This is a genomic window from Limnothrix sp. HT2024 (assembly GCF_059138625.1).
In genome coordinates this window covers 21,143-41,735 of record NZ_CM181121.1, presented here as the reverse complement: position 1 = coordinate 41,735, position 20,593 = coordinate 21,143, and the positions used below count along the sequence as shown (strand labels likewise).

Genomic DNA, 20,593 nt, shown 5'->3' with positions numbered 1-20,593 from the left:
CTGGGGTTCTTGCAGGGGCGTTTTTGCGATCAATTGCAATCAATTTTAAAGATCTTTGGAGATTTTTTGAAGATCTTGGAGATCTAAACCTTGACAATCTAGTAGAAAAAGATCCCTAGAGGGGATGTGCTGACTAAACCCGCTGGCTGAACCCGCCCGCCATTAGCAATATTTCTCGATCCCAATCGCGATCCCGATCCCAACCTCGATCCCGATCGCCCTCTAGATCCCGATCGCCCTCTAGATCCCGATCGCCCGGCGGAACAAATCGCCCAAATCAGCCCGAGCCACCACTAAGCAAGCGTTAGAGCGTTTGCCATAACTGTCGCCAGGGGTGAGCGGAAAGGGTGGATAGGCTTCCAGGGAAATCCAGGTGGCTCCGGCCGCTTGCAGGATGGGCCAAACGGCGGCAATGTCCCAGGCTTTGGGCGTTAGCTCGTAGGCTCCCACCATGCTACCGGTGGCAACGGTGAGCAAGTTGTAGCTAGCGGACCCGATCGCCCGGATTTTGCAACAGAAGGGACGTGGGGCCCGCTCAATGCTGCGGGTGCAAAAACTAAAGGTTTGGTTGGGGCCCGGGTCGGCGCTGGTGGTTCGGATCGGGCGGCCGTTGTGAAAGGCTCCTGGTTCGAGATCCAATCCCGTTTCACCGGGCCAAAAGCCATAGCAAGCTTCTTGGGTGGGGGGATAGTACAGATAGCCAAAGACGGGCCAGCCGCGATAGAGCAGCCCGATCGAGATGCCCCAAACCGGGATGCCGTGGCTGAAATTGGTGGTGCCATCGATCGGGTCAATGATCCAACACCAGTCCCGATCGGGCAAATCATGGTTGCCCTCTTCGCTGAGCAAGCCGTGATCGGGAAATCGATCGGCGATCGCCTGGCGCAGGGTGGCATCGGCCCAGGTGTCCGATTGGGTCAGCAAGGTTCCGTCGTCTTTTTCGGTGGTAGCTCGATCGCCCGCAAAGTCCTTCAGCAGTTGCTGACCCGTGCGCTGGGCCAGGTCGGCAGTAAAGGTTAAAACATCAGTCCAAAAGGCGCGATCGATGGCGGTCATGGCAAGGGTTAGGCAGCGGAGGGCAAGGGAAGAAGGCGCAGGAACGATAGTTGCTCGGGGCCCAGGCAACACAAAGACAGGATAGCGACCGGTGAGCGATCGTCCAATGGCCAACACCGGCCAAGGAATGCGATGGCCATTGGCGGGCGAGCTGGGCATTCGGAGGGCAAACCATTGGAGGGCCGGGCCGGTGTGGTATTTTTCCTGAGAACCCCACCGGTTCCCAGATGCACGCCCAGATGCACACCCATTGCCACGCACCCGTTGTCGATCTTGCAACCCCCTCCTATGACTGAGCCGACTATTGCGATCGTTGCTGGACTGTTGCCGGTGGGATGCGATCGGGTGGCGGCGGCCCTCGAAGAGTTGGGCTGGCGACCGGTTTCCGTGGAACCCTGGCATCAGGCCGTATTGCGGGCCCAAGGCTTCCAAGAGTCCGGTTGGGTGACGCGGCAACCGGAGCCGGTTTCGGCCCTTTGGATCGATCGCTTGGGGCAGCTTTGTCGCCGCTGGCCCACGGGCCCGGTGGTGGTGGCGGACGCTTTGGCCACCTTGTTTTTGAGTGATTGGCAAACCCAGTTCCCCACCGCTCGGTTTGTGTTGGTGTCCTGTGCCCCTTGGGTGGGCGTTTCAGCCCTGTTTCGGGCGGCGGGCGATCGGGCCCTCGAAGATCCAGAATGGGCCCTGCGGGTTTGGCAAACCTACCACGAGGCGCTGTTGGTGGCCCTTGAGCAATTGGGCGATCGCGCCATTTTGGTGGACTTGGCGGCCGGGGCGGTGGAGTGGGGCCACGAAACCCTGATTTTGCCCGACTGGGAGGCGATCGCCGATGAACGCCAAGCCCTTTTCCAGCATTTTTATCCCACGGCCACCGCCCTTTATCAGCAGCTCAACGCCCGGGCCCTGGCTCCGCACCCGCAATTGCCGATCGACCCCAGCGCGCCCACCGATGCCCTCACCTGGTTGCAGGATTGGGCCTTGGCTGAACAAACCCGCGATCGCCAAGGGCAGTTTCGGCAACTGCAACGACAACTGGCCCAACTGCAACCGGCCTTGGCCCAAAGCCAATTTCAACTGGAGCAAACCCGCGCGGATCTCAGTCGCTATCAGGCCCGAGTCTTAACCGCCGAACAGGGGGCGATCGAGGGGCGATTGCAAGTGGATCAGTACCAAGCCCTGATTGGAACCTATGACAGTCGGCTGCAATGCACAGAAGACCTGCTGCAAGCGGCCAACCAAGACCTAGAAAGCCTGCGGGATCAAATCGCCGACCTCCACGAGGAATTGGAACTGGCAGAGTTGGAAGTGAAGCACGGTCGCCAGGCGATCGCCCGGGCCCACGAACTGCGGGATCACGCCAAGGCCCAAATCGCCGCCGCCCAAGATCAGTTTCGGGAGTTGCGATCGCGCCTTGAGGAAACCCGTCGCCTGTTAGACATCATTCGCAGCAGCAAGTTTTGGGCCCTGCGGAATTTTTGGATCAAGCTGAAATACAAACTGCGGCCGCCAGCGGCCGATCACTTTGATCCGGAGCTGTTTGCGCGCACGCTGGTGGCCCTGTCACAAATTCCCCCGGAACTGGCGATCGCCCCAGATCCGGCAGCCCAACAGTCTGCGATCTATGAGGCAATTAAGCGAGAACTGCCCAGCCTGGATTTGCGCAAGCCCCACGCCCTCCTGCGGCTGTTTGATGCGGCCTACTATCTGGAAACCCAACCGGATGTGGCCAACTGTTTGCCCAATGCCACCTATAGCCAGGCCTTTGCCCACTTTGTGGCCAACGGAGCAGCGGAAGGGCGCGACCCCAGCCCCCTCTTCAAAACTCGCTACTACCTGGAAACCTATCCCCAGGTGAAAACGCGATTGGCGGCCAAGGATTTCAACAGTGCGATCGAGCATTTCCTTGAAGTGGGAATGGCGGAGGGGCTGAATCCCAATCCCAACTTTGACAGCGAATTTTATTTGCAAACCTACGGCGACGCGGCCTTGGCGGTGGAACTGGGGCAATATCGCAGCGCCTTTGAGCATTTTCTGTTGGTGGGGGTGCGCGAAGGACGCTTGGCGGCTCCGGTGAAGGTGCAAACGGCGGACGATCGCCCGATCGGGATGTTTGCCTTCATCAGTGGCTGCGGCGGTGCGCCCTACCGCTACCGTTGTCTGCATCAGGCCGAAGCCCTGCGCTATTTGGGCTATAGCGTTGAGGTCTACGACATTGCCCAATATCCTTACCGGGAACTGCTGGATCGATACCGAGTGGTGGTGATGCACCGGCCCACCTTCCATCCCAACCTGGAGTCCGCGATCGAGGAAGGGCGAAAACAGGGCGTGCGGTTTGTGTTTGAAACCGATGATTTGGTTTTTGATCCGGATCTGCTCTACCAGTTGGAAGATGCCAACAGCGGCGAAGAAGAACTGCGGCAGGTTTACAAGGAGATGATGCACCAATACCAACGGGCGATCGCCCGGGTGGATGGGGTTAGCACCAGCACCGCCAACCTGAAACGGTCGATCGAACAGCGATTCCCCGGCACTCCCGTGGCGCTGCTGCCCAACCGAGCCAGCGCCGAAATGGAACGACAAGCGGCCGAAACCCTGGCCGCCGCCACCGATGAGCGAGATCGCTCCGTGGTGCGCCTGGGCTATCTCAGCGGCACTAAAACCCACCAGCGGGACTTTGCGGAATGTGAGACCGCCTTGCAGGTCATTGCCGCCCGCTATCCCCAAGCGCGACTGCTGGTGGTGGGGCATTTGGAACTATCGGCGGACTTCGCGGCAACCTGGGGCGATCGACTGGAGCGGTTGCCGATTTTGCCCTGGGAAAAACTGCCGGAAGTTTATGCCCGTTTGGATATTAACTTGGCTCCCCTAGAGCGCGATCGGGAATTCACCGCCGGTAAGAGCGAGCTGAAATATTTTGAGGCGGCCCTGTTGGCCGTGCCCACGGTGGCCTCCCATTGGGGAACCTATGCGGAAGCCATTCAACCGGGAGTCACGGGGTTCCTGTGTGGTGACTCGGAAGACTGGATCGCCACCTTGGGCCAGTTGATTGAGGATCGGGATTTGCGCGATCGCATGGGCCAAGCGGCCAACCAAGCGGCTCGCCAGCGCTACCTCACCCGCGCCGCCTTGGGAGAAACCTGGGCCGGCTGGCATCACCTGTTGGCCCGCTCGATCCCGGAACCCAGCGCCTTGACCGTGGCGATGGTGGTCTCCCTGGCGGCCAGCGACAGCGTGGAGGTCGATCGAATCGCCACCCTGGCCCGGGCCCTGGATGCCCAAGGCCATGAGGTGCGGCTCGTGGTGCAACCTTTCGGAGCCAGCAGCAGCGGCCAAGTCCATCAGGCCTGTCGTGCTTGGGAAACCCAATTGCAAGGCAGCGGTGTGCAGGTGTTGGAAGGCCAAACGGAACTGCCGGCTTTGGATGTGGCCCTGGCCACCGATTGGCGATCGGCCTGTGCGGTGGCCGATTGGGCCAACGTGCGGCTGCGGGTGCGTTTGGTTCAAAACTGGGAAGTGGATTGTGAAGCCCTGGGCACGATCGAGCGAGAAACGGCCCTCGGTTCCTGTGGGTTGCCGTTGCGGCCGATCGCCCTCGGCCAGGCCCTCGCCGATCGCTGGGAAACGGCCCGAACCCTGCGAGTGCCGCCCCTGTGGTTGGAAGGCGGATTAACGGCGGACTTTTTGCCCAACGCGCCCAATTGGGTGCGCCACAGCGGCCCCGCCCGATCGATCCTTTGGTTAGACGATCGGGCCACCGATGCCGACCAGCGATCGGCGATCATTGCCGGGTTGAGCCTCCTGGCCACCCAACAGCCGGATTTACAAATTCGCCGCTACGGTTCCCACGCGCCGGAGCCGCTACCCTTTGCTTGTGAAGAACTGGGCTGGCCCGATCGGGCCACCTTGGCCGCCGCGTTGCAAACGGCCCAACTGCACTTGGCCCCCTCCGCCGCCAATAGCGCCCTCCCCACCCTGCAAGCGATCGGTTGTGGTTGTGCGGCCCTGCTGGTGGGCGAAGATTTGCCGCTGCATTCCACCCTTTCCGCCGGGATTCACTACGGTACGGTGCTGCCCGTAGCCGAGTCGATCGCCCAAACCCTGCTGCAACTGACCACCGACGCAGTTTCGCGGGTCAACCTGGCCCAAACGGGACGAGCCACCGTTGAAACCCTTGGGATCGATCGCACTGCCAACGAACTGGAGCAACTGCTGCGTCGTCTGCTGTTTTTAGAGTAGGCAATCGCGTAAATTTCGCTATCCTGGGGCCATTGGGGCAATTTTGCTCAATCAGGAGTCCAAAGAGGAGTCCAAAATGGTTCGTAAAATGGTGATGAGCTGCCGCATTCTCAACATGAAAGATGATCAGGCAGCCAAAGCAAGCGACCTAGCCTATTGGCGCAGTCAACCCGCTGAGGCCCGTTTGGCCGCCCTCGAAGAAATTCGCCGCGAATATCATCAATGGGCCTATGGTTTTGAACCCCGATTTCAGAGAGTTTATCGAGTGCTTAAACGCTAACCAAGTTCGCTATCTCGTTGTGGGTGGCTATGCCGTGGCATTCCATGGACACCCTCGATACACCAAAGATCTAGACATTTGGATTCAGCCAACCCTAGAAAATGCCCAAAAGGTGATTCAGGCTCTCGCTGCCTTTGGCTTTGCGAGCTTGAATCTAGTAGCTTCTGATTTCGCCCAATCCGATCAAGTGGTTCAGCTCGGTGATCCTCCCAACCGAATTGACCTAATTACATCACCGGATGGAGTTGATTTTGAAACCTGCTATCAGAGCAAAATCGAGTCTGATCTAGATGGGCTAAAGATTTGCTGGATTGACTTGGAAAACTTGCGGCTGAATAAAAAAGTATCGGGCAGATCCCAAGACTTAGCTGATTTAGAAAGTCTGGCAGGTTCTCAGGATCAAGCCTAAATGAGAGCTTTGAAAAATGTTTGAACTGTTTCTTTGTGACAGAATCCACAAGGTTCGTTGAGTTAATTTGACCAAGCAAGACTTAAATCACCAGACTTAAAACCATGAGCTTATTAGGTAACATCATTTGGCTGATTTTCGGTGGTCTCATCAGTGGGTTGGGCTACATCATCGGCGGCCTCAGCATGTGTTTAACGATCGTGGGAATTCCCTTTGGTCTTCAACAAGTTAAAGTCGGATTGGCCACCATGACCCCCTTCGGTAAAGAAGTGGTGGCGGTGGAAAATGCCGATAGCCCTTTGCGGGTGATTTTGAATGTGATTTGGGTGTTTTTCTTTGGTTGGGCGATCGCCCTTTCACACCTGATCCACGGCGCGATTTTGGCGATCACAATCATCGGGTTGCCCTTTGCTAAACAACATTTCAAGCTGTTGGTGATGGCGCTGTTGCCCTTTGGTCGAGAACTCAAGGAAATGGAGCGTTAACCAGAAAGGACGCGAGGTGAGGATGGTGAATCCTCGGGGCATTATTTTGGGCGGGCCCTGAAACGATATACTGCTCACGGCATAGGGCTAATCAACAAATATGGCGATTGCGCGGTTGGCCAGTTGGCCCGGACGAGCTTGGCGGTTATGGCAACGAGGCGGCCTGGGGGCGATCGCCCAAAAATTGCGCACCAAACTACGGCGGCGACTGTTGGGAGAACGGGCCCAACTGGCCGCTTGGGATCAATATCGCCGGGGTCTGTCGCCCGAAAATCGACGGCGATTTGCCGATCGAGCGGCGGCCCTGGAAAATCCGCCCCAAATCTCGATCATCATGCCCGTCTACAACACGCCAGAGCGCTGGCTGACGGAGGCGATCGAGTCTGTGCGGGCCCAAATTTATCCCCATTGGGAGCTGTGCATTGCCGATGATCGATCGCCCGATCCCCAGGTGAAGGCCACGCTCGATCGACTCGCGGCCGAGGATGCCCGCATCAAAGTAACCTACCGCGATCGCAATGGGGGAATTTCCGCCGCCTCCAATGCGGCCTTGGCTTTGGCCACCAGCGATTTCGTGGTGCTGATGGATCATGATGATCAACTGCCGGAACATGCCCTGCTGCGGGTGGCGGAAACCATCTTGGCCGACGATCCAGACTTGTTTTATTCCGATGAAGTGCTGGTGACTCCCGAAGGCGAGCCGATCGAGTTTGCCTTTCGGCCGGCCTTTTCGCTGGAGTTGCTGCGATCGCACCCCTACATCGTGCATTTGGTGGGGTTTCGGCGGTCTCTTGTGCAGGAAATTGGCGGTTTTCGGGAGTTTTTGACCGTTTCCCAGGATTACGACCTAATTTTGCGGGCCTGTGAGCGGGCAAAACGCATTAGCCATATCCCCGAAATTCTTTACCTGTGGCGACAGCACCTGACCAGCACCGGCAATCAGCGGCGATCGGATGTGTTGGAGATTTCGCGGGCTGTTTTAAGCGAACATTTAGATCGATCGGGCGATCCGGGCGAAGTACAAACGGGATTTCGGTTTAATTATTTCCGAATCCGCTATCCCCTCCAGGGCCCGATCCGCATTGCGATCGTGATCCCGACCAAAAATTGCGGAGAGTTGGTTAAACAATGCATTGATAGCATTGCCAAAACCGTGCATCAGGTCGCCTATGAAATTGTTTTGATCGATCACGATTCCAATGATCCCAAATCCATTCGCTATTTTCGATCCCTGAAAGATCAGCACCATGTTTTAAATTACTCCGGCCCTTTTAATTTTTCAGCGATTAATAATTGGGCCGTTGCTCAGTTGCCGACCGGGCATTTTACCCACTATCTCTTTTGCAACAACGATATTGAGGCGATCGAGGACGGGTGGCTTGAACGAATGGCGGAATTTGCCCAAAAACCAGACATTGGCATCGTGGGCGCTAAGTTGCTCTATCCCGATCGCTGCTACATCCAACATGCGGGCGTTTGCGTGGGAATGCATGGGATGGCGGAACATTTCGGCAAATTCATGCGGGATTCCTTGCCCTCTGGAGAGGCAGAACCGGGCTATATTGGCGCTCTGATTTCCTGCCGCGAAATGTCTTCGGTCACGGCCGCTTGTTTGCTGATGCGGGCCGATACCTTCGCCAAAGTTGGCGGCTATGACGAGTCTTTAGCCGTTGGTTTTGGGGATGTGGATCTGTGTTTGCGGGCCCGAGAAGCGGGGTATCGCGCGGTTTTTTGTGCCGATGCCACCTTGGTTCACCACGAGTCCTATACCAGGGGCAAAACCTTTGAAGGGGATCCGCACCCGGAAGATTCCGCCAAGTTTTTTAAACGCTGGAAATCGATGATTCAAGCAACCGATCCTTACTTCAATCCCAATTTGGATATTACGCGCCAAGATTGGGCCATGAAGGAGTTGGAAATTCCCGAAAAACCCCGATCGCGCTGTTACGACACCCAAACCCACCAGTTCCGATCGCTCTAGCCGCGTGACAGGCTTAAGGTATTGGGTCAAAGTTGCGGAGCCAGTCGTGGTAACAAGGGGCTTAAGCCACTTGCTGCTTAGCGATTAGGTGACAGTAACAGTCATGTAATTTCACCAAGCGAATTAAGGTAGCCGCGCTACTAGGATAGCCATGGGGGCGATCGCCGGGGGAATTTCCCTCAATCTGATCCCGATCGGGGTAATTTTGGGCAAGGTGTACCTAGAGATCTGCTCAGTCCCCTCGAAGCCCAACCTCAAAGCCCCGGTGGCTGATCAGGATCTGAGACAGGGTTGCAAACAGGCTCCCGATCGTGGCTGTCCTGTGGCATTGGTTGTTTTGTGGCATTGGGTAAAAGCGGGTGAACGATCGACCCCAAATTACGGTGGTGTTTGCCATCACCGCTGACGGCAAAATCAGCGATGCGCATGGGTCGCCGGGACGCTTTGGCAGTCCGGCCGATCGGGCGCATTTGGAAAAACAAGTGGCCCAAGCCGATGCGGTGTTGATGGGAGCCGGAACCCTCCGCTCGGAAGGATTGGCCATGCCGGTTTTGGATCCAGCCCTCATTCAGGAGCGGATTGACCAGGGCAAACCGCCGCAGCCCACCCAAATTATCTGTTCCGCCTCCGGGGCGATCGACCCTGGCTATGGCTTCTTTCGCCAGGCCTTGCCCCGATGGCTGTTGACCACGGAAGCCGGATCTCAGCAATGGCTCGATCGCTGGTCTGCCTCAGGGGATTCCGAGGATCCATCCTCCCATTCAAAAGCAGCCAATGGATTCGATCGAATCTTGCTCGGCCCGTTGGGCGATCGGGATTTTCAATGGCCCGAAATTCTCGCCCAACTGGCCCAGGAAGGAATCCAACAGCTCGCCGTTTTGGGCGGTGGGAACTTAGTCGGCTCCCTGTTGTCAATCAGAGCGATCGATCACCTGTGGCTGACAGTCTGCCCCCTGTTGGTGGGGGGAGCCGCCGCCCCCACGCCCATGGATGGTGTGGGTTTGCCGCTTCACGGGGCCCAATGGCTCAATTTGGTCAGTGCCGAAGCCCAAGGCCAAGAAGTGTTCCTGCATTACCAGCGGCGCGACACGGAACCTTAGCGCCCGGTGAGTTTCTGCTTCTTGTTCTGCTGTTTGTTGCCCTTCCCCAAACCCGAGGTTTCCTATGATTGCCTCTCGCCGTTTCCCCCGTCCCGATCGCTTATTGCAATTCCTGAGTCAATCTCGGAGCCAATCTCGGAGCCAATCTCGGAGCCAATCTCGGAGCCAAACAATCCAGTGGCTGTTGACCCAAACCCTGCGCCATCGCCAGGCAACCCCGCAACCAACCGCGCGATCGGGCTTTACCTTGCTGGAACTGTTGGTGGTGCTGTTGATGGTGACCATTCTGATGGCCATCAGTGCGCCCGTTTGGCTGTCAATGGTGGATGGCCAACGGCTCGGAGCCGCCCAAGACGATGCGTTTCGGGCCCTGCGATCGGCCCAATCCAAAGCCAGGCAGCAACGACGACCCTGGGAAGCCTGTTTTCGCACCAACCCAGAGGACAAGCGTGCCATTCAATATTCGGTGCATCCCGCCGTGGGCGCAAAATGCAGCAAAGCCGTTTGGCGGCCCCTGGGAGCTGAAGCATCGACCTATGCCGCGATCGACGGCGGGAAATCAGACTTCACTCGCGACGGCGGGAGTTATGTGGTGCAGTTTAATGGTCGCGGCTGGCTAGCTTCTTCCCAGGACGGCACTGAGTTTAGTAGCAATGACAACGCCGGAAAGCGGATCACCTTCCAAATGGCAGGCCGCCCTGATTTGACCGATCGAAGCTGTGTTTATGTGGAAACCTTGCTGGGTTCCCTGCGAGCCGGACGCAACGATCGTTGTGTCTCACCACCGCCAGCAACACCCTAGGAGTGCTTCAACCTTCGCCGTTACTCCACCACATCACGGGCATATTCTTCATTCACAGCCTGGCGGGGAATGGTGCAAAAACGCTTGACCGTCAGGGCAATTGTCTTTTTAGGAACGCCGCCTTTGAGATAAATGTCATATTCCATGGCCAAGGTTTTTTCGGAAGCAATATAGGCCTTGACCATAATATATTCACTGTTAATGGCGTTCACGCACTCCAAACATTGGGCGCGGGTGGCCGTTTCCGCAATGCCAAAAAGAGTCAGCAATCGCACTCGATCTTTGTTCTCGCTCAGGAAAACATAACACTTGATTTCTTCCTGAATCAGAATGTCGCCATCGTCATCGATCGAAACATCCATCAGCGCTTCATCAAAGATGGATTGCAACAGAGCTTTTGAAGCATTACTGGGTGTGACTAGCTCTTCGTTCATGATTTTGGACTGCGATGAATGGATGTGATGATTGTTGTTGGCCGAGTGGTGGTTAAAAGTCATTCAGCAAGATCAATTGAGAAGGATTAATTGAGGACTGTGGCCAACAGGATGTTGAGTCCGTTCTTGTTTCGGCCTAATCTTAACAAGCGAAAGTGGGGACTGATGGTGTTGTGGTGGCGGGCAGATCGGCAATGCGGTTTTTAGTGGAAGGTTGGCTGTCGGCTCCCCACTCCTACACAACGGTGAATCAGTTCCAATGCTTGGCGCTGCTGGGGCGATCGGGACTGCAACTGTTTCATCGCGAGCAACCGTTGGCCCATGGCTGGCAGCCAATCGCGGGGCAATTGGATCCGGAGCGATCGCGCCGCTTGGCCCAAATTCCAGCCCCCGATGGCGAACCGGTGGATGGCCTGTTGCGGATCGATTCGCCCTACCGATTGCAGCCTGACCCGATCGCCCGTCGATCATTGGTGTTTGCCACGGCGGAATTTGGCAAGCTGCACCATGAATATTGGCAATGGATGGGGTGCGCCCAAAAAACGGGCAAGTGGGCGGCGGCCGGGGGCGATCGGGGAGCCGTGGTGCTCACCCCTTCAGCCTGGTCGCGGCAAGGGCTAATCCACAGCGGCGCAGCGCCCGATCAAGTCGTGGTGTTGCCCCATGGGGTGGATCCCCAGATTTATCATCCCTTGGCAGCAGCCGATCGCTCGGCCCTGCGGCGGGCCTGGGGCTGGGAGGGTTGCCAAGTCCTGCTGAACGTGGGGGGCACAATTCCCCGCAAGGGTGGCGATTTGTTGATTTTGGCGTTGGGGGCGGTGATGGAGCGATCGCCCCAATTGCGTTGGGTTTTGAAGGCCAATGACGCAGTTTATGGGCGCGATCGGGGGCGGGCCGCCTGGGTGAATCAGGTGCGATCGCTGTTGCCATCCGATCGGGCCCAACGGTTGCTCGATCGAACGATTTACCTCAACAAATTTTTGTCCTACCAAGACATGGCCAAGCTCTATCAAGCGGCCGACGGCTACGTTTCACCCTACCGAGCAGAGGGATTTAACCTGCCCGTGTTGGAAGCGATCGGCTGTGGGTTACCGGTCATTTGCACCCAAGGCGGGCCCACCGATGAATTCACCAACCCCGCCTTCACCCTCCCGATCGCCAGTCAACTGATTGAGCAACCCGTTCAATACCCGGATGGCGTTTCCGAAACCGTTTGGATGTGGGAGCCGGATTGCGATGCCTTGGTTGATTGCCTAGAAACCTGGCTCGATCACCCCCAATGGCAAACGGCGGCCCGGGCGGCCGGCCCCGCTTGGGTGCAAAGCCGGTTCACCTGGGACCACGCCGTGGACAAACTCCTGAGCCTGGTGGCCCAGCAACCCTAGTGCGCCCGAGCCACCAAAGCCCGGTGACGCACCGTGGTTTCTTGGACGGTGACCAGCTCAAAGCCCGCTTGCTCGATCGCCTCGCCCAAGTCCAGCGCAAAGTACTGATCCAAAAACGGCTCCGTACTCTTGAGCAGGGTCAGGATATAGGGCGGCATTTGGGCATAAATCTGGGATTTGGGGTTCATGTCCATAATGCCCAGATAGCCACCGGGTTTCAGCAACCGCCGGGCCTCTTGCAAAATCGCGATCGCCGCCGTCTGGGGCAGCTCATGGTATAGCAGGCAAGCCGAAACTAAGTCATAGCTCGCGGCCGGTAAGCCGGTGTTTTCCGCTGCCGCATGAACCCAATGGGGCTGGGCCCGATCGGGATTCATAGGGGAATGGTGCGTGTTGTAGGCGGCCACCGCCAGGAAATTCGGCGACAGATCCACCCCCGTTAGCTGGGCTTGGGGATAAATTCGCTGCAAGGCAAAGGTGCTCATCCCCACGCTGCATCCCAAGTCCACAATCTCCCGAGGCTCGATCGCCACCGTGGCTTGCAGCACGTCATGGTAAGCGGCCCGCAATTTTGCGTCCCCTTCCGGGGTTTTTTCGCCAAAAATGGTGGAATGCACCGAATAGGCCGCCACTTCCACCTCGCTGGCCGGCTCCCAACCCAAATTCCCGTCGGGATAGGCATGGAAGGGATTGAGGTAATAGGCCGGGTAGGTCAGGTTGGGGTTGCTGACCTGGGCCAGTTCCGCCGACCAATCCCGACTTTGCAACTCAGCGGCCGTCTTGCGCCAGGGAATGCCCATGCTTTCAGCCCGCTCAATCATCATCTTGCGGGCGCGGCTACGGGCAAAGTTAGCCAGGGGTTTAATGGACAGCAGCCCATTCACCAAACGCGAGGCAGGGCCGGGTTTCACAAAGGCAGTGGCGGTCATGGAAAGGTCAGGCAAAGTTGTTTGGGTTAAAGCTTTTTTGAGTTGAAGCTTTGGGATGAGATCTTGAGGGTGGAATTTTTGGGGCTAATTAAGTTTTTGCAAGTTTTTTGAATTTTGAAGATTGGGTTTTGAAGGTTGGGTGAGTTTTGAGGCTCGGAATGTTGAGGGTTGAACTTGGATTTTCTGGATATTGTATCAGTCTTCAGAGAATGTCTGAAAAGCCCAAATTGCTACTTTGTGCGCCCCAGCGATCAGCGTAAACAAGGGGCTTAAGACCCTTCCACGACTATTGGTGCTTGGCCCATGCCAGAAGATACTTTTCAAACATCTTCTAACAGTTGTGGTAACGGTTGCGGTTCGATCGCCCCCACCAAGGCAACTGAATCGCACAGATCGATCGCGCAGTTGGTCGCTTCCCAAGCCGTGAGCTATGATGCTGCCTGAATTTGCGAAAATCGCCGCCCTGGGACGAAACCCTGAACCTTGATGCAATCGCCCAACCCAGAAACCTTGAGCATGGTGCTGAAAGTCGCGGTCTTGTCCGTGGTGCTGTCGGTGGCCATCAAGCTAACGGCCTATGGGTCGATCGGCACGCCGCCAGATTGGGTGGCTTGGGTCATGATCCTGTTGCCATCGCTGATTTTGGCGGGTTGGATGTGGCAGCAAAGCAAACCCGATCGCCCGTAAGTCATCCGTCAATCACCCCAACAATCACCCCGCACATCGCCCAGACAGTTGCACAGGAAATTGCACAAGAAATCGCACAGGACGCTCGGTTCATGACCCTCGGACGCTGGTTAGGCTTACTGGTTTTTATTGCGGCCCTGTATGTGCTGTGGGCTGTGCGGCAGTTGGTGCTGATGATTTTTGGCGCGATCGCCATTGCCGTCGCGATCGACCGGTTGGCCCGCGCCCTGCTCACCTTCCAGTTTCGGGGGCGCAACCTGCTCCAGGATCGAACAAAGGCAATTTTTGGGGCGATCGGGCTGTTGGTGGCTTTTTTCTTAGGGGCCATGTTGTTGGTTGTGCCCCCCTTTGCGGCTCAATTTCGGGAGCTGACCGAGTTGGTTCCCGTGGCGCTCGATCGCCTCGATACCTGGTTCAGCAACTTTTCCCAACAGCCCTTGGGCCAGTGGTTACAAACGGTTCTCCCCAACCCCGACTTCCGCAGTTTGCTCACCCAGGCCCAACCAGCCATTAATCCGCTCTTTCGAGGCGGGTTTGCCCTGTTTGCCAGCACCCTGGGCGGGTTCTTCAACCTGCTGTTGGTGACCATCTTGGCCCTGATGATGCTGTTCGATCCATTGCCCTATCGCAATGCCTTCGTGCAGCTCTTTCCCTCCTTCTATCGGCGGCGGGTAATCACGATTCTCGATCGCTGCCGCAATTCTCTCGATGCTTGGCTGCTGGGCATTTTGCTGAACATGTCGATCATTGGTGTCCTCAGCGGCACGGGATTGGCCTTGATGGGGGTGAAGCTGGCCCTGGCCCACGGGGTTTTGGCGGGTTTGCTGACGTTCATTCCCAATGTGGGGCCGGTGTTGAGTGTGTTGCCGCCGATGCTGGTGGCGCTGTTGGATGATCCGCTCAAATCCTTGCTGGTGCTGGGTTGGTACGTGATTGTGCAGCAGTTGGAAACCAATTTGCTCACGCCGATGGTGATGTCCAAGCAGGTGTCCCTGCTACCGGCCGTGACGCTGATTGCCCAAATCTTTTTTGCGACCTTTTTTGGGTTCACGGGGCTGGTGTTGGCGTTGCCGCTGACCGTGGTGGCTCAAGTTTGGTTCCAGGCAGTGTTGGTTGAGGATGTGCTGGATCATTGGGATCAGGGGCCGCGCTGGCTGCGATCAAGCCGAGAAGGGGCGATCGATTCCGATTCTGAACAGGCGTTACCGGCGGCCGTGGCCGTGGGTGGCGATGATTCTCAAGTTCCTGAGCCATCAGACTCCTGAGCTACAGGATTGGCGATCGCGAACCGTACAGCACTTTGGATTGTTGAGTTGAATGTTTGATCAAAACAGCCCAACATCCCCCAACGCCGCGAAACCCAGATCGCGCGATGACAGCCACCCGGCTAAAATGACAACAACTCACCACTTGCTCATGGTTGGGGCAAGTGCTTGCGCTACATGGCCTTTAGCGACAGTCGGCGCTACTATCAAATTTTGGAACTGGAACCTGGCGCTTCAGCCGAGGAAGTGAACCAGGCTTACAAAGACCTGGCTTTCGTTTGGCATCCCGATCGGATCCCAGACGACAATCCCCGTTTGAAAGCCAAGGCCCAAGAAAAACTGAAGCAGCTCAATGAAGCCCGGGGCTTCTTTCGGGCCCATTTTCGGCAGCGTCCCAGCAGCGGGGCCCCAGCGGAACGCACCGTCGCCCAACCCCATGGGCGATCGACAGCGCATCACCACAAAAACCCATACCATGCCGGTGTGCATCATCACGGCGCTAGCCATAGTGCCAGCAATGGCGCTAATCACAGTACGAACCACAGTACGAACCAGGGCGGCTCGGCCCAAGGTTTTGGGGCCAATGGGCAATCAACCCCCAAAGCAGGAACCTACGGAGCCAGTGCCAATGGCTCCAGTGGATCCAGCGCCTACGGATACAGCACCCAGGGTGCATCAACGGGGGCGGTTCACGGCCCAGGCATCCATCCCGAACCGGAGCCGTTCGCTTGGAAAACACCCCGTCGATCGCCCTTCAGTAGCCATCCCCCCGGTGACCCCACGGCGGAAACGACCGCCAATCGATCGCCCGAACCCCCACCCCGACGACCCCGCCCCCCGATCGTGCCGCCCCAATGGCAAGATCAACCGCCGCCTCGGCCCGCTGCCGACTTGAGCGGAGTCAAAATGCGCGGAGCCAACCTGCGGGAACGGGATTTTGCGAGCCGAAACCTCAGCGGGGCTGACCTAGCGGGAGCTGATTTGACGGATGCATTTATGCACCGCGTGAACCTGAGCGGGGCCAACCTGAGCGGGGCCCGGCTGTTTCGGGCCAACCTGCTGCAAGCGAACCTGAGCGGGGCCGACCTGAGCGGCACGGACTTGATCGGGGCTGACCTGAGTGGGGCTGACCTCCGGGGAGCCAATTTGACCAATGCCAAAATGACCGTCGGTGGGCGGCTGATGGTGCGGTTAACGGGGGCCAAGCTGGATGGGGCGATCGTCCCGGCGGATCTGAGGCGATCGCCCTAGCAATGGGTCAGGATTGCCCCCAGTCCTGGAATTGCACCTAAGCTTCCCAATCAGGACAAGCACCCTCCGTCCAACCAAAGGGATACATCCCGCAGATCAGCAGCGTGCCATTGTAGACCCGGCCATGGTAGTGGCGACAGCCCACACAGGCGGCATGGCGGTCAACCGGCGGCACTTTGGGGTTGAGCTGGTCGTAAAGCGCATCGTATTGGTTGAGGGTCGGCGGGGCCAAAGTTGCCCGGTCGCCCTCCGATTCCGGTTCTTCGGCGGTGAAAGGATTGACCGGAAAACCGGTTTCCGCCCAGTCTGCCCACAGGGGCGCTAACCAATCGTTCACCTCAGTGGCCCACTGTTCGATCGCCCCGTCCACCTCCTGGCACAGTCGATCGACCTCAATTCCCCACTGTTCAGCCAAATGGGTTTCCACTTGCTCCTGTAGGTTAAGGGCCGTTTGCTCCAGTTCCCGGGCCGAATCCGTTAGCCATTGATCCACCTGGGTCACGGTTGATTCCACCGATTCGGCCATGGTGGCGATCACTGCATCCATCGTGGCTTCCACTTCCCGGGCGATCGGCTCCCAATCCCGAGTAATGGGGGTCAACCACTGTTCAAGATTCTTAGCCCAGTTCCCGGCCCAATCATCTCTCCAATCGTCCATTCATATCTCCGCGTTTCCGCTTGGGGCCCCCATGTCACCAACCGCTGCCACCTCGGTGATGCGATCGAGTGGCCAGCTTGAGGGGCTGTTCCCAGCTTAAGAGCTGGATCCCGATCGCTGCCAAGGGGATCCCTCTAAATTCTTGGGGGTAATTCTTGGGGGTAATTCTTGGGGGCAATTCCTGGAGACGGTCGGTTATCTCCTCAAAGCCGAACCGGATCCCGATCGCCCCGCCACGGGTGTTTGCGCCTATGATGCCTACTATGATGTGCGTTGCACTTTTGCGCTGCTGCCTTTGAAGGCGCGATTTTTTTTCGGTACTTGCCCATGGATACTTCAATCAACCTGCTGGCCAACACCATCCTGCAATTCGTCAACATTTATACGTTGGTGATCTTCATTCGGATTCTGCTTAGTTGGTTTCCGAACATCGATTGGTTTTCCCAGCCCTTTGCCACAGTGGGGCAGTTAACCGATCCTTACCTGAATCTGTTTCGATCGATCATCCCGCCCCTGGGTGGCTTAGATTTTTCGCCTATGCTGGCCATTTTGGCGCTGCAATTGCTGTCCCAATTGGTCAGCAGCGCTGTGATGGCCTTGTAGCCAGAGGGCCCGGTCACCAATGGTTCAGAGCTGGCCCGGAGACGAGGGGCGATCGGGCTGGTGTTGTTGCTGGCGATAGAGACCATAGCCAATGGCGAAGGGTTTCAGCAGCCCATACAAACCAGCCAACACGCCCCAAATCAATCCAATCACCAGGGCCGGACGATGGGCCGCCAAGTCGTTGGCCATCCGCTCCAGCAGGGTATGGGGTTGGGTGAACAAGTCCCAACTGTTGAAGCGCCAAAACCGGCCCACAAACACCCCCACCGCCGACAGGCCATGGAGCAACTGTTCCATGAGCGGAATCCAGCGGCTGCGCCCGATCGCCCGGAGCCATCCATCCAGCCACACCAGTGACCAAACATAGGCCCCAAAGCCCACGGCCACAAACAGAACGTATTGCGGAATCACGATCATCACCGTGGCCCAAAGGGACGTGTAGCGATAGCGAATGTCGTTGACCAAATGAATCAAATCGGTCAAGACATAGGGCGCATTGGGTAAGAACAAAATGAACACGATCGCCAGCCCCCACCACAGGGGCGATCGGGGCGATCGAGCGGGGCGGTGTCGAAAGAGCCAAGCGGCAATTCCCAAAGGGACAATGGCTAAGAATAAATTCCAAGCCATCCAATAGCTGTTATCGGCCCAGAGTGCGATCGTAATCCGCAGCCACTGCGCCAATGTTTTGAGAAGGGGTTCCATAGCCGATCGCCTTGATCAGAAGCGTTTGAGATCAGAAGCGTTTGAGGACGGTTCAAATTGAGCCAGGCAAATTCGATCAGGCAAATTCAATCAGGCAAGTTAAACCGGGCAAATTTAACCAGATAGATTCAACCGAGCAAATTCAATTGGGCAAATTCAATCGAGCAAATCTAACCCGACCCAGATCCTCTCAGGAAGACTGAATCAAGGTTTGTAATCGATCGGCTGCCGGTTGGTCTCCCAAGGCCAAGTACAAATCTCGGGCCTGTTTCAGATGCTCGATCGCCTCAGCAGAACGGTGTTGAGATCGACGTAGACGGGCAAGCACCAGGTGTGGCTCCGGGTCGTGAGGATTATGGGCGATCGCCTGCTCCAGTTCCTTCGTTGCCTCGTCCCACTGCTCCTGTTGGATCAACACCCCAGCCCAGGCCACACGATAGGCCGCCTGATCCGGGTCAAGCCCCCTTGCTTGCCAAGTCTGTTCAATCGCCTTAGCCGCTTCGCCACGGCCTTGATAGGCGTAAAGATCTCTCGCCGCGATCGCCGCTTGCAGGGCCTGGGCCTGTGCGCCGTGGGCCTCCAGAGCCTTCGCCAGGGCCAAATGGGCATCGGGATCGCTGGGATGTTGCCGAATCGCCGCCTCCAGCAGGGGAGCCGCTTCCGCTGGCTGGTCATTGTCCAGCAGCGCAATGCCTGCCATCAGGGGCGATTCCGTCAAAGATGAAGCATTAAACGCACTGCTGCCGCCGGTTTGAACCGTTTCCGCGATCGCCCGCACCTGTTCCAACTTGCCCAGGGCCCAACTGGCGGTCTGTTGGACTTGTTGATCCGGGTCGCGGGCCGCCATGCCCATCATTTGGCTCAGGCGAGTCACTTGTTCATAAACCTGCGTTAAATCCCGAATCGCATTGGTGCGAACTTCCGGATTCGGATCCCGCAGGGCCAGGGCCATCGCCTCCAGGGTGGGTTCCAACACCCGCGACCCGATCGAGGTTAAAGCCGCGATCGACAGGCTTCGTTGCTTGGAATCCCCATTCAGCAACACATCCATCAGGGGGCGCAGGGCCCGAGAGTCGCCCCGTTGTCCCAATTCCCAAATGGCCTTGCGGCGATCGGCCGCGTTGTCGCTGCGGAGATTTTGAATCGCCCGCTCAATCAGGCTCGGTTGCACCACCCGCGTAGGCGCAAGGGCCATTGGACTGGGCAAGGGAGCCGTCGGGTTGGTTGCGGCATTGGGTGCGGCTTTCGGCGCAGCAGCGTTCGCCGCCGGACTGGGCAAGGGAGCAGACGCTGCCGGTTCAGGCGCTGTGGATTCCGCAGGAGCCGGAGCCGCTGTTCCCGTAGGCTCGGCCGAAGGTTCCGCATTGGCTGCTGGGGCTGGTTTTTGCCAAGGAAACAACCGGCGACGGGGTTTCGATTCTGGCTTGATCTCCGGCGGTGCGATCGGGGCGGCCGTTTCCAACGCCATAGCATTTTGACCATTGTGAACCGCCGCACTGTGGGCATCGAGGGTGGGGCCCACATCCCGAGGCCGGGTCGATCGCGCCGCCGGAGCCAACGGAGCGCCCCAAGGGTCGATCGCCTCCAAACCCTCTACGGCATCCGGATCCGCCAAAGGGTCAAAATCTGCCTCCGACTCCGCATCCGCCTCATCCCAACCAAAATGCTCATTATTCCGAACTTGGCGAACAAACCAAACCAAGCCCCCCAACAAACCAAGCCCCCCAATTCCCGCCGCCCCAAACAATACGATTCGGCGTTGGAAAGCCCGTTGATCGTTTTTGGGTTTCTTGGGCTTTTTATTTTGTTGGTTCTGATTATTATTTTGATTATTATTTTGATTATTGCCTGAATTATTGGGCTGACTATTTTGATTATTCTGGCTATTGGAATTATTGCTATCAGAATTACTATTTGAATCGTTGTTGGAATTGCCTTGATTGCCTGAATTATCTTGCCCAGAATTTTGCCCAGAATTTTGCCCAGCATTCGCCGGTTGCGATTCATTGGGAGCCGCCTGGGCCACAGGCATCGATGCTGAGGATGGCAAAGACTGGCTAGAACTGCGGTTGGGGCCGCTGATGGCCGGTTGAACTTGGAGCAAGGCTTGGGCCACCGTTTCCGTGGCCGCCAGTCCACCGCCGGGGGTGGCCAAACTGCCCAACATCACGATCGCCATGGCCCGGGCTGCGCGATCGCGGGTGCGGGATTTGGCTCCTGTCCAACTAGCTCGCTTCATAAACAACCGATCGAAAGGGGGCGCGAAATTTGCAGAAAACTTGCGGAAAACGCCTGGAACAGACGCTTGCAAGAGCCTAAAGACGAAG

At 57.4% G+C, this 20,593-nt stretch carries 17 protein-coding genes; 11 read left to right on the top strand and 6 right to left on the bottom strand.

Annotated elements, in window-relative coordinates; translation table 11 throughout:
• Positions 1–240: 240 nt before the first annotated feature.
• Positions 241–1,215 (bottom strand): inositol monophosphatase family protein, encoded by a 975-nt coding sequence (locus AC2IAX_RS00170; RefSeq protein ID WP_494388798.1) that lies wholly within the window; start codon positions 1,213–1,215, stop codon positions 241–243.
• Between the two features lie 129 nt (positions 1,216–1,344).
• On the opposite strand from AC2IAX_RS00170, the gene AC2IAX_RS00165 reads away from it, so the two are divergent.
• The 6 genes from AC2IAX_RS00165 (at position 1,345) to AC2IAX_RS00140 (ending at position 10,349) form a co-directional block, all read left to right on the top strand.
• Entirely contained in the window at positions 1,345–5,292 is a 3,948-nt protein-coding gene (locus AC2IAX_RS00165) for a glycosyltransferase (RefSeq protein WP_494388797.1), read from the top strand.
• Between the two features lie 76 nt (positions 5,293–5,368).
• Positions 5,369–5,572, top strand: a complete 204-nt coding sequence (locus tag AC2IAX_RS00160) for a hypothetical protein (RefSeq protein ID WP_199291641.1) — start codon at positions 5,369–5,371, stop codon at positions 5,570–5,572.
• 513 nt (positions 5,573–6,085) lie between these two features.
• The gene (locus AC2IAX_RS00155; protein WP_494388796.1) at positions 6,086–6,466 is read left to right on the top strand and encodes a YccF domain-containing protein; all 381 of its coding nucleotides are present in this window, start codon (positions 6,086–6,088) and stop codon (positions 6,464–6,466) included.
• A gap of 100 nt (positions 6,467–6,566) precedes the next feature.
• Positions 6,567–8,447: a glycosyltransferase family 2 protein gene (locus AC2IAX_RS00150; protein ID WP_494388795.1), complete on the top strand. Its 1,881-nt coding sequence runs from the start codon at positions 6,567–6,569 to the stop codon at positions 8,445–8,447.
• A 359-nt stretch (positions 8,448–8,806) separates the two neighbouring features.
• The gene (locus AC2IAX_RS00145; RefSeq protein ID WP_494388794.1) at positions 8,807–9,547 is read left to right on the top strand and encodes a RibD family protein; all 741 of its coding nucleotides are present in this window, start codon (positions 8,807–8,809) and stop codon (positions 9,545–9,547) included.
• A 64-nt stretch (positions 9,548–9,611) separates the two neighbouring features.
• Positions 9,612–10,349, top strand: coding sequence for a prepilin-type N-terminal cleavage/methylation domain-containing protein (locus AC2IAX_RS00140; protein WP_494388793.1), 738 nt, complete (start codon positions 9,612–9,614; stop codon positions 10,347–10,349).
• A gap of 20 nt (positions 10,350–10,369) precedes the next feature.
• Here AC2IAX_RS00140 and AC2IAX_RS00135 read toward each other — a convergent pair whose 3' ends face one another.
• Positions 10,370–10,783, bottom strand: coding sequence for a YbjN domain-containing protein (locus AC2IAX_RS00135; RefSeq protein WP_494388792.1), 414 nt, complete (start codon positions 10,781–10,783; stop codon positions 10,370–10,372).
• Positions 10,784–10,977: 194 nt separating this feature from the next.
• Between AC2IAX_RS00135 and AC2IAX_RS00130 the strand changes: the two genes are divergently transcribed.
• Positions 10,978–12,168, top strand: a complete 1,191-nt coding sequence (locus AC2IAX_RS00130) for a glycosyltransferase family 4 protein (RefSeq protein WP_494388791.1) — start codon at positions 10,978–10,980, stop codon at positions 12,166–12,168.
• On the opposite strand, the gene AC2IAX_RS00125 is transcribed toward AC2IAX_RS00130, so the two are convergent.
• A complete protein-coding gene (locus AC2IAX_RS00125; RefSeq protein WP_494388790.1) occupies positions 12,165–13,097 on the bottom strand; it encodes a class I SAM-dependent methyltransferase in 933 nt (310 codons plus the stop codon). The genes AC2IAX_RS00130 and AC2IAX_RS00125 overlap by 4 nt on opposite strands.
• 486 nt (positions 13,098–13,583) lie before the next feature.
• Between AC2IAX_RS00125 and AC2IAX_RS00120 the strand changes: the two genes are divergently transcribed.
• The 3 genes from AC2IAX_RS00120 (at position 13,584) to AC2IAX_RS00110 (ending at position 16,300) form a co-directional block, all read left to right on the top strand.
• On the top strand, positions 13,584–13,784 hold the full coding sequence (locus AC2IAX_RS00120) for a hypothetical protein (protein ID WP_494388789.1): 201 nt from the start codon (positions 13,584–13,586) through the stop codon (positions 13,782–13,784).
• A 92-nt stretch (positions 13,785–13,876) separates the two neighbouring features.
• Positions 13,877–15,049 (top strand): AI-2E family transporter, encoded by a 1,173-nt coding sequence (locus AC2IAX_RS00115; protein ID WP_494388788.1) that lies wholly within the window; start codon positions 13,877–13,879, stop codon positions 15,047–15,049.
• Between the two features lie 177 nt (positions 15,050–15,226).
• Positions 15,227–16,300 carry a pentapeptide repeat-containing protein gene (locus tag AC2IAX_RS00110; RefSeq protein ID WP_494388787.1) on the top strand — a complete coding sequence of 358 codons (1,074 nt, stop codon included), beginning with the start codon at positions 15,227–15,229 and terminating at the stop codon, positions 16,298–16,300.
• Between the two features lie 37 nt (positions 16,301–16,337).
• On the opposite strand, the gene AC2IAX_RS00105 is transcribed toward AC2IAX_RS00110, so the two are convergent.
• Complete coding sequence (locus AC2IAX_RS00105) at positions 16,338–16,958, bottom strand: hypothetical protein (RefSeq protein ID WP_494388786.1); 621 nt, start codon at positions 16,956–16,958, stop codon at positions 16,338–16,340.
• 327 nt (positions 16,959–17,285) lie between these two features.
• Here AC2IAX_RS00105 and AC2IAX_RS00100 point away from each other — a divergent pair, with 327 nt between their 5' ends.
• Positions 17,286–17,561 (top strand): YggT family protein, encoded by a 276-nt coding sequence (locus tag AC2IAX_RS00100; RefSeq protein WP_099532210.1) that lies wholly within the window; start codon positions 17,286–17,288, stop codon positions 17,559–17,561.
• 24 nt (positions 17,562–17,585) lie between these two features.
• Here the strand turns inward: AC2IAX_RS00100 and AC2IAX_RS00095 are convergent, their stop codons facing one another.
• A complete protein-coding gene (locus tag AC2IAX_RS00095; RefSeq protein WP_190529701.1) occupies positions 17,586–18,266 on the bottom strand; it encodes a DUF1361 domain-containing protein in 681 nt (226 codons plus the stop codon).
• A gap of 190 nt (positions 18,267–18,456) precedes the next feature.
• Positions 18,457–20,505, bottom strand: coding sequence for a HEAT repeat domain-containing protein (locus tag AC2IAX_RS00090; protein WP_494388785.1), 2,049 nt, complete (start codon positions 20,503–20,505; stop codon positions 18,457–18,459).
• Between the last annotated feature and the right edge of the window lie 88 nt (positions 20,506–20,593).

Bases quoted from the DNA above. Each gene is read 5' to 3' on its own strand.
- AC2IAX_RS00130 (WP_494388791.1), top strand. From the start codon at position 10,978: ATGCGGTTTTTAGTGGAAGGTTGGCTGTCGGCTCCCCACTCCTACACA.
- AC2IAX_RS00155 (WP_494388796.1), top strand. From the start codon at position 6,086: ATGAGCTTATTAGGTAACATCATTTGGCTGATTTTCGGTGGTCTCATC.
- AC2IAX_RS00115 (WP_494388788.1), top strand. From the start codon at position 13,877: ATGACCCTCGGACGCTGGTTAGGCTTACTGGTTTTTATTGCGGCCCTG.
- AC2IAX_RS00135 (WP_494388792.1), bottom strand. From the start codon at position 10,783: ATGAACGAAGAGCTAGTCACACCCAGTAATGCTTCAAAAGCTCTGTTG.
- AC2IAX_RS00105 (WP_494388786.1), bottom strand. From the start codon at position 16,958: ATGGACGATTGGAGAGATGATTGGGCCGGGAACTGGGCTAAGAATCTT.
- AC2IAX_RS00090 (WP_494388785.1), bottom strand. From the start codon at position 20,505: ATGAAGCGAGCTAGTTGGACAGGAGCCAAATCCCGCACCCGCGATCGC.
- AC2IAX_RS00100 (WP_099532210.1), top strand. From the start codon at position 17,286: ATGGATACTTCAATCAACCTGCTGGCCAACACCATCCTGCAATTCGTC.
- AC2IAX_RS00110 (WP_494388787.1), top strand. From the start codon at position 15,227: ATGGCCTTTAGCGACAGTCGGCGCTACTATCAAATTTTGGAACTGGAA.
- AC2IAX_RS00120 (WP_494388789.1), top strand. From the start codon at position 13,584: ATGCAATCGCCCAACCCAGAAACCTTGAGCATGGTGCTGAAAGTCGCG.
- AC2IAX_RS00140 (WP_494388793.1), top strand. From the start codon at position 9,612: ATGATTGCCTCTCGCCGTTTCCCCCGTCCCGATCGCTTATTGCAATTC.
- AC2IAX_RS00170 (WP_494388798.1), bottom strand. From the start codon at position 1,215: ATGCCCAGCTCGCCCGCCAATGGCCATCGCATTCCTTGGCCGGTGTTG.
- AC2IAX_RS00125 (WP_494388790.1), bottom strand. From the start codon at position 13,097: ATGACCGCCACTGCCTTTGTGAAACCCGGCCCTGCCTCGCGTTTGGTG.
- AC2IAX_RS00150 (WP_494388795.1), top strand. From the start codon at position 6,567: ATGGCGATTGCGCGGTTGGCCAGTTGGCCCGGACGAGCTTGGCGGTTA.
- AC2IAX_RS00160 (WP_199291641.1), top strand. From the start codon at position 5,369: ATGGTTCGTAAAATGGTGATGAGCTGCCGCATTCTCAACATGAAAGAT.
- AC2IAX_RS00165 (WP_494388797.1), top strand. From the start codon at position 1,345: ATGACTGAGCCGACTATTGCGATCGTTGCTGGACTGTTGCCGGTGGGA.
- AC2IAX_RS00095 (WP_190529701.1), bottom strand. From the start codon at position 18,266: ATGGAACCCCTTCTCAAAACATTGGCGCAGTGGCTGCGGATTACGATC.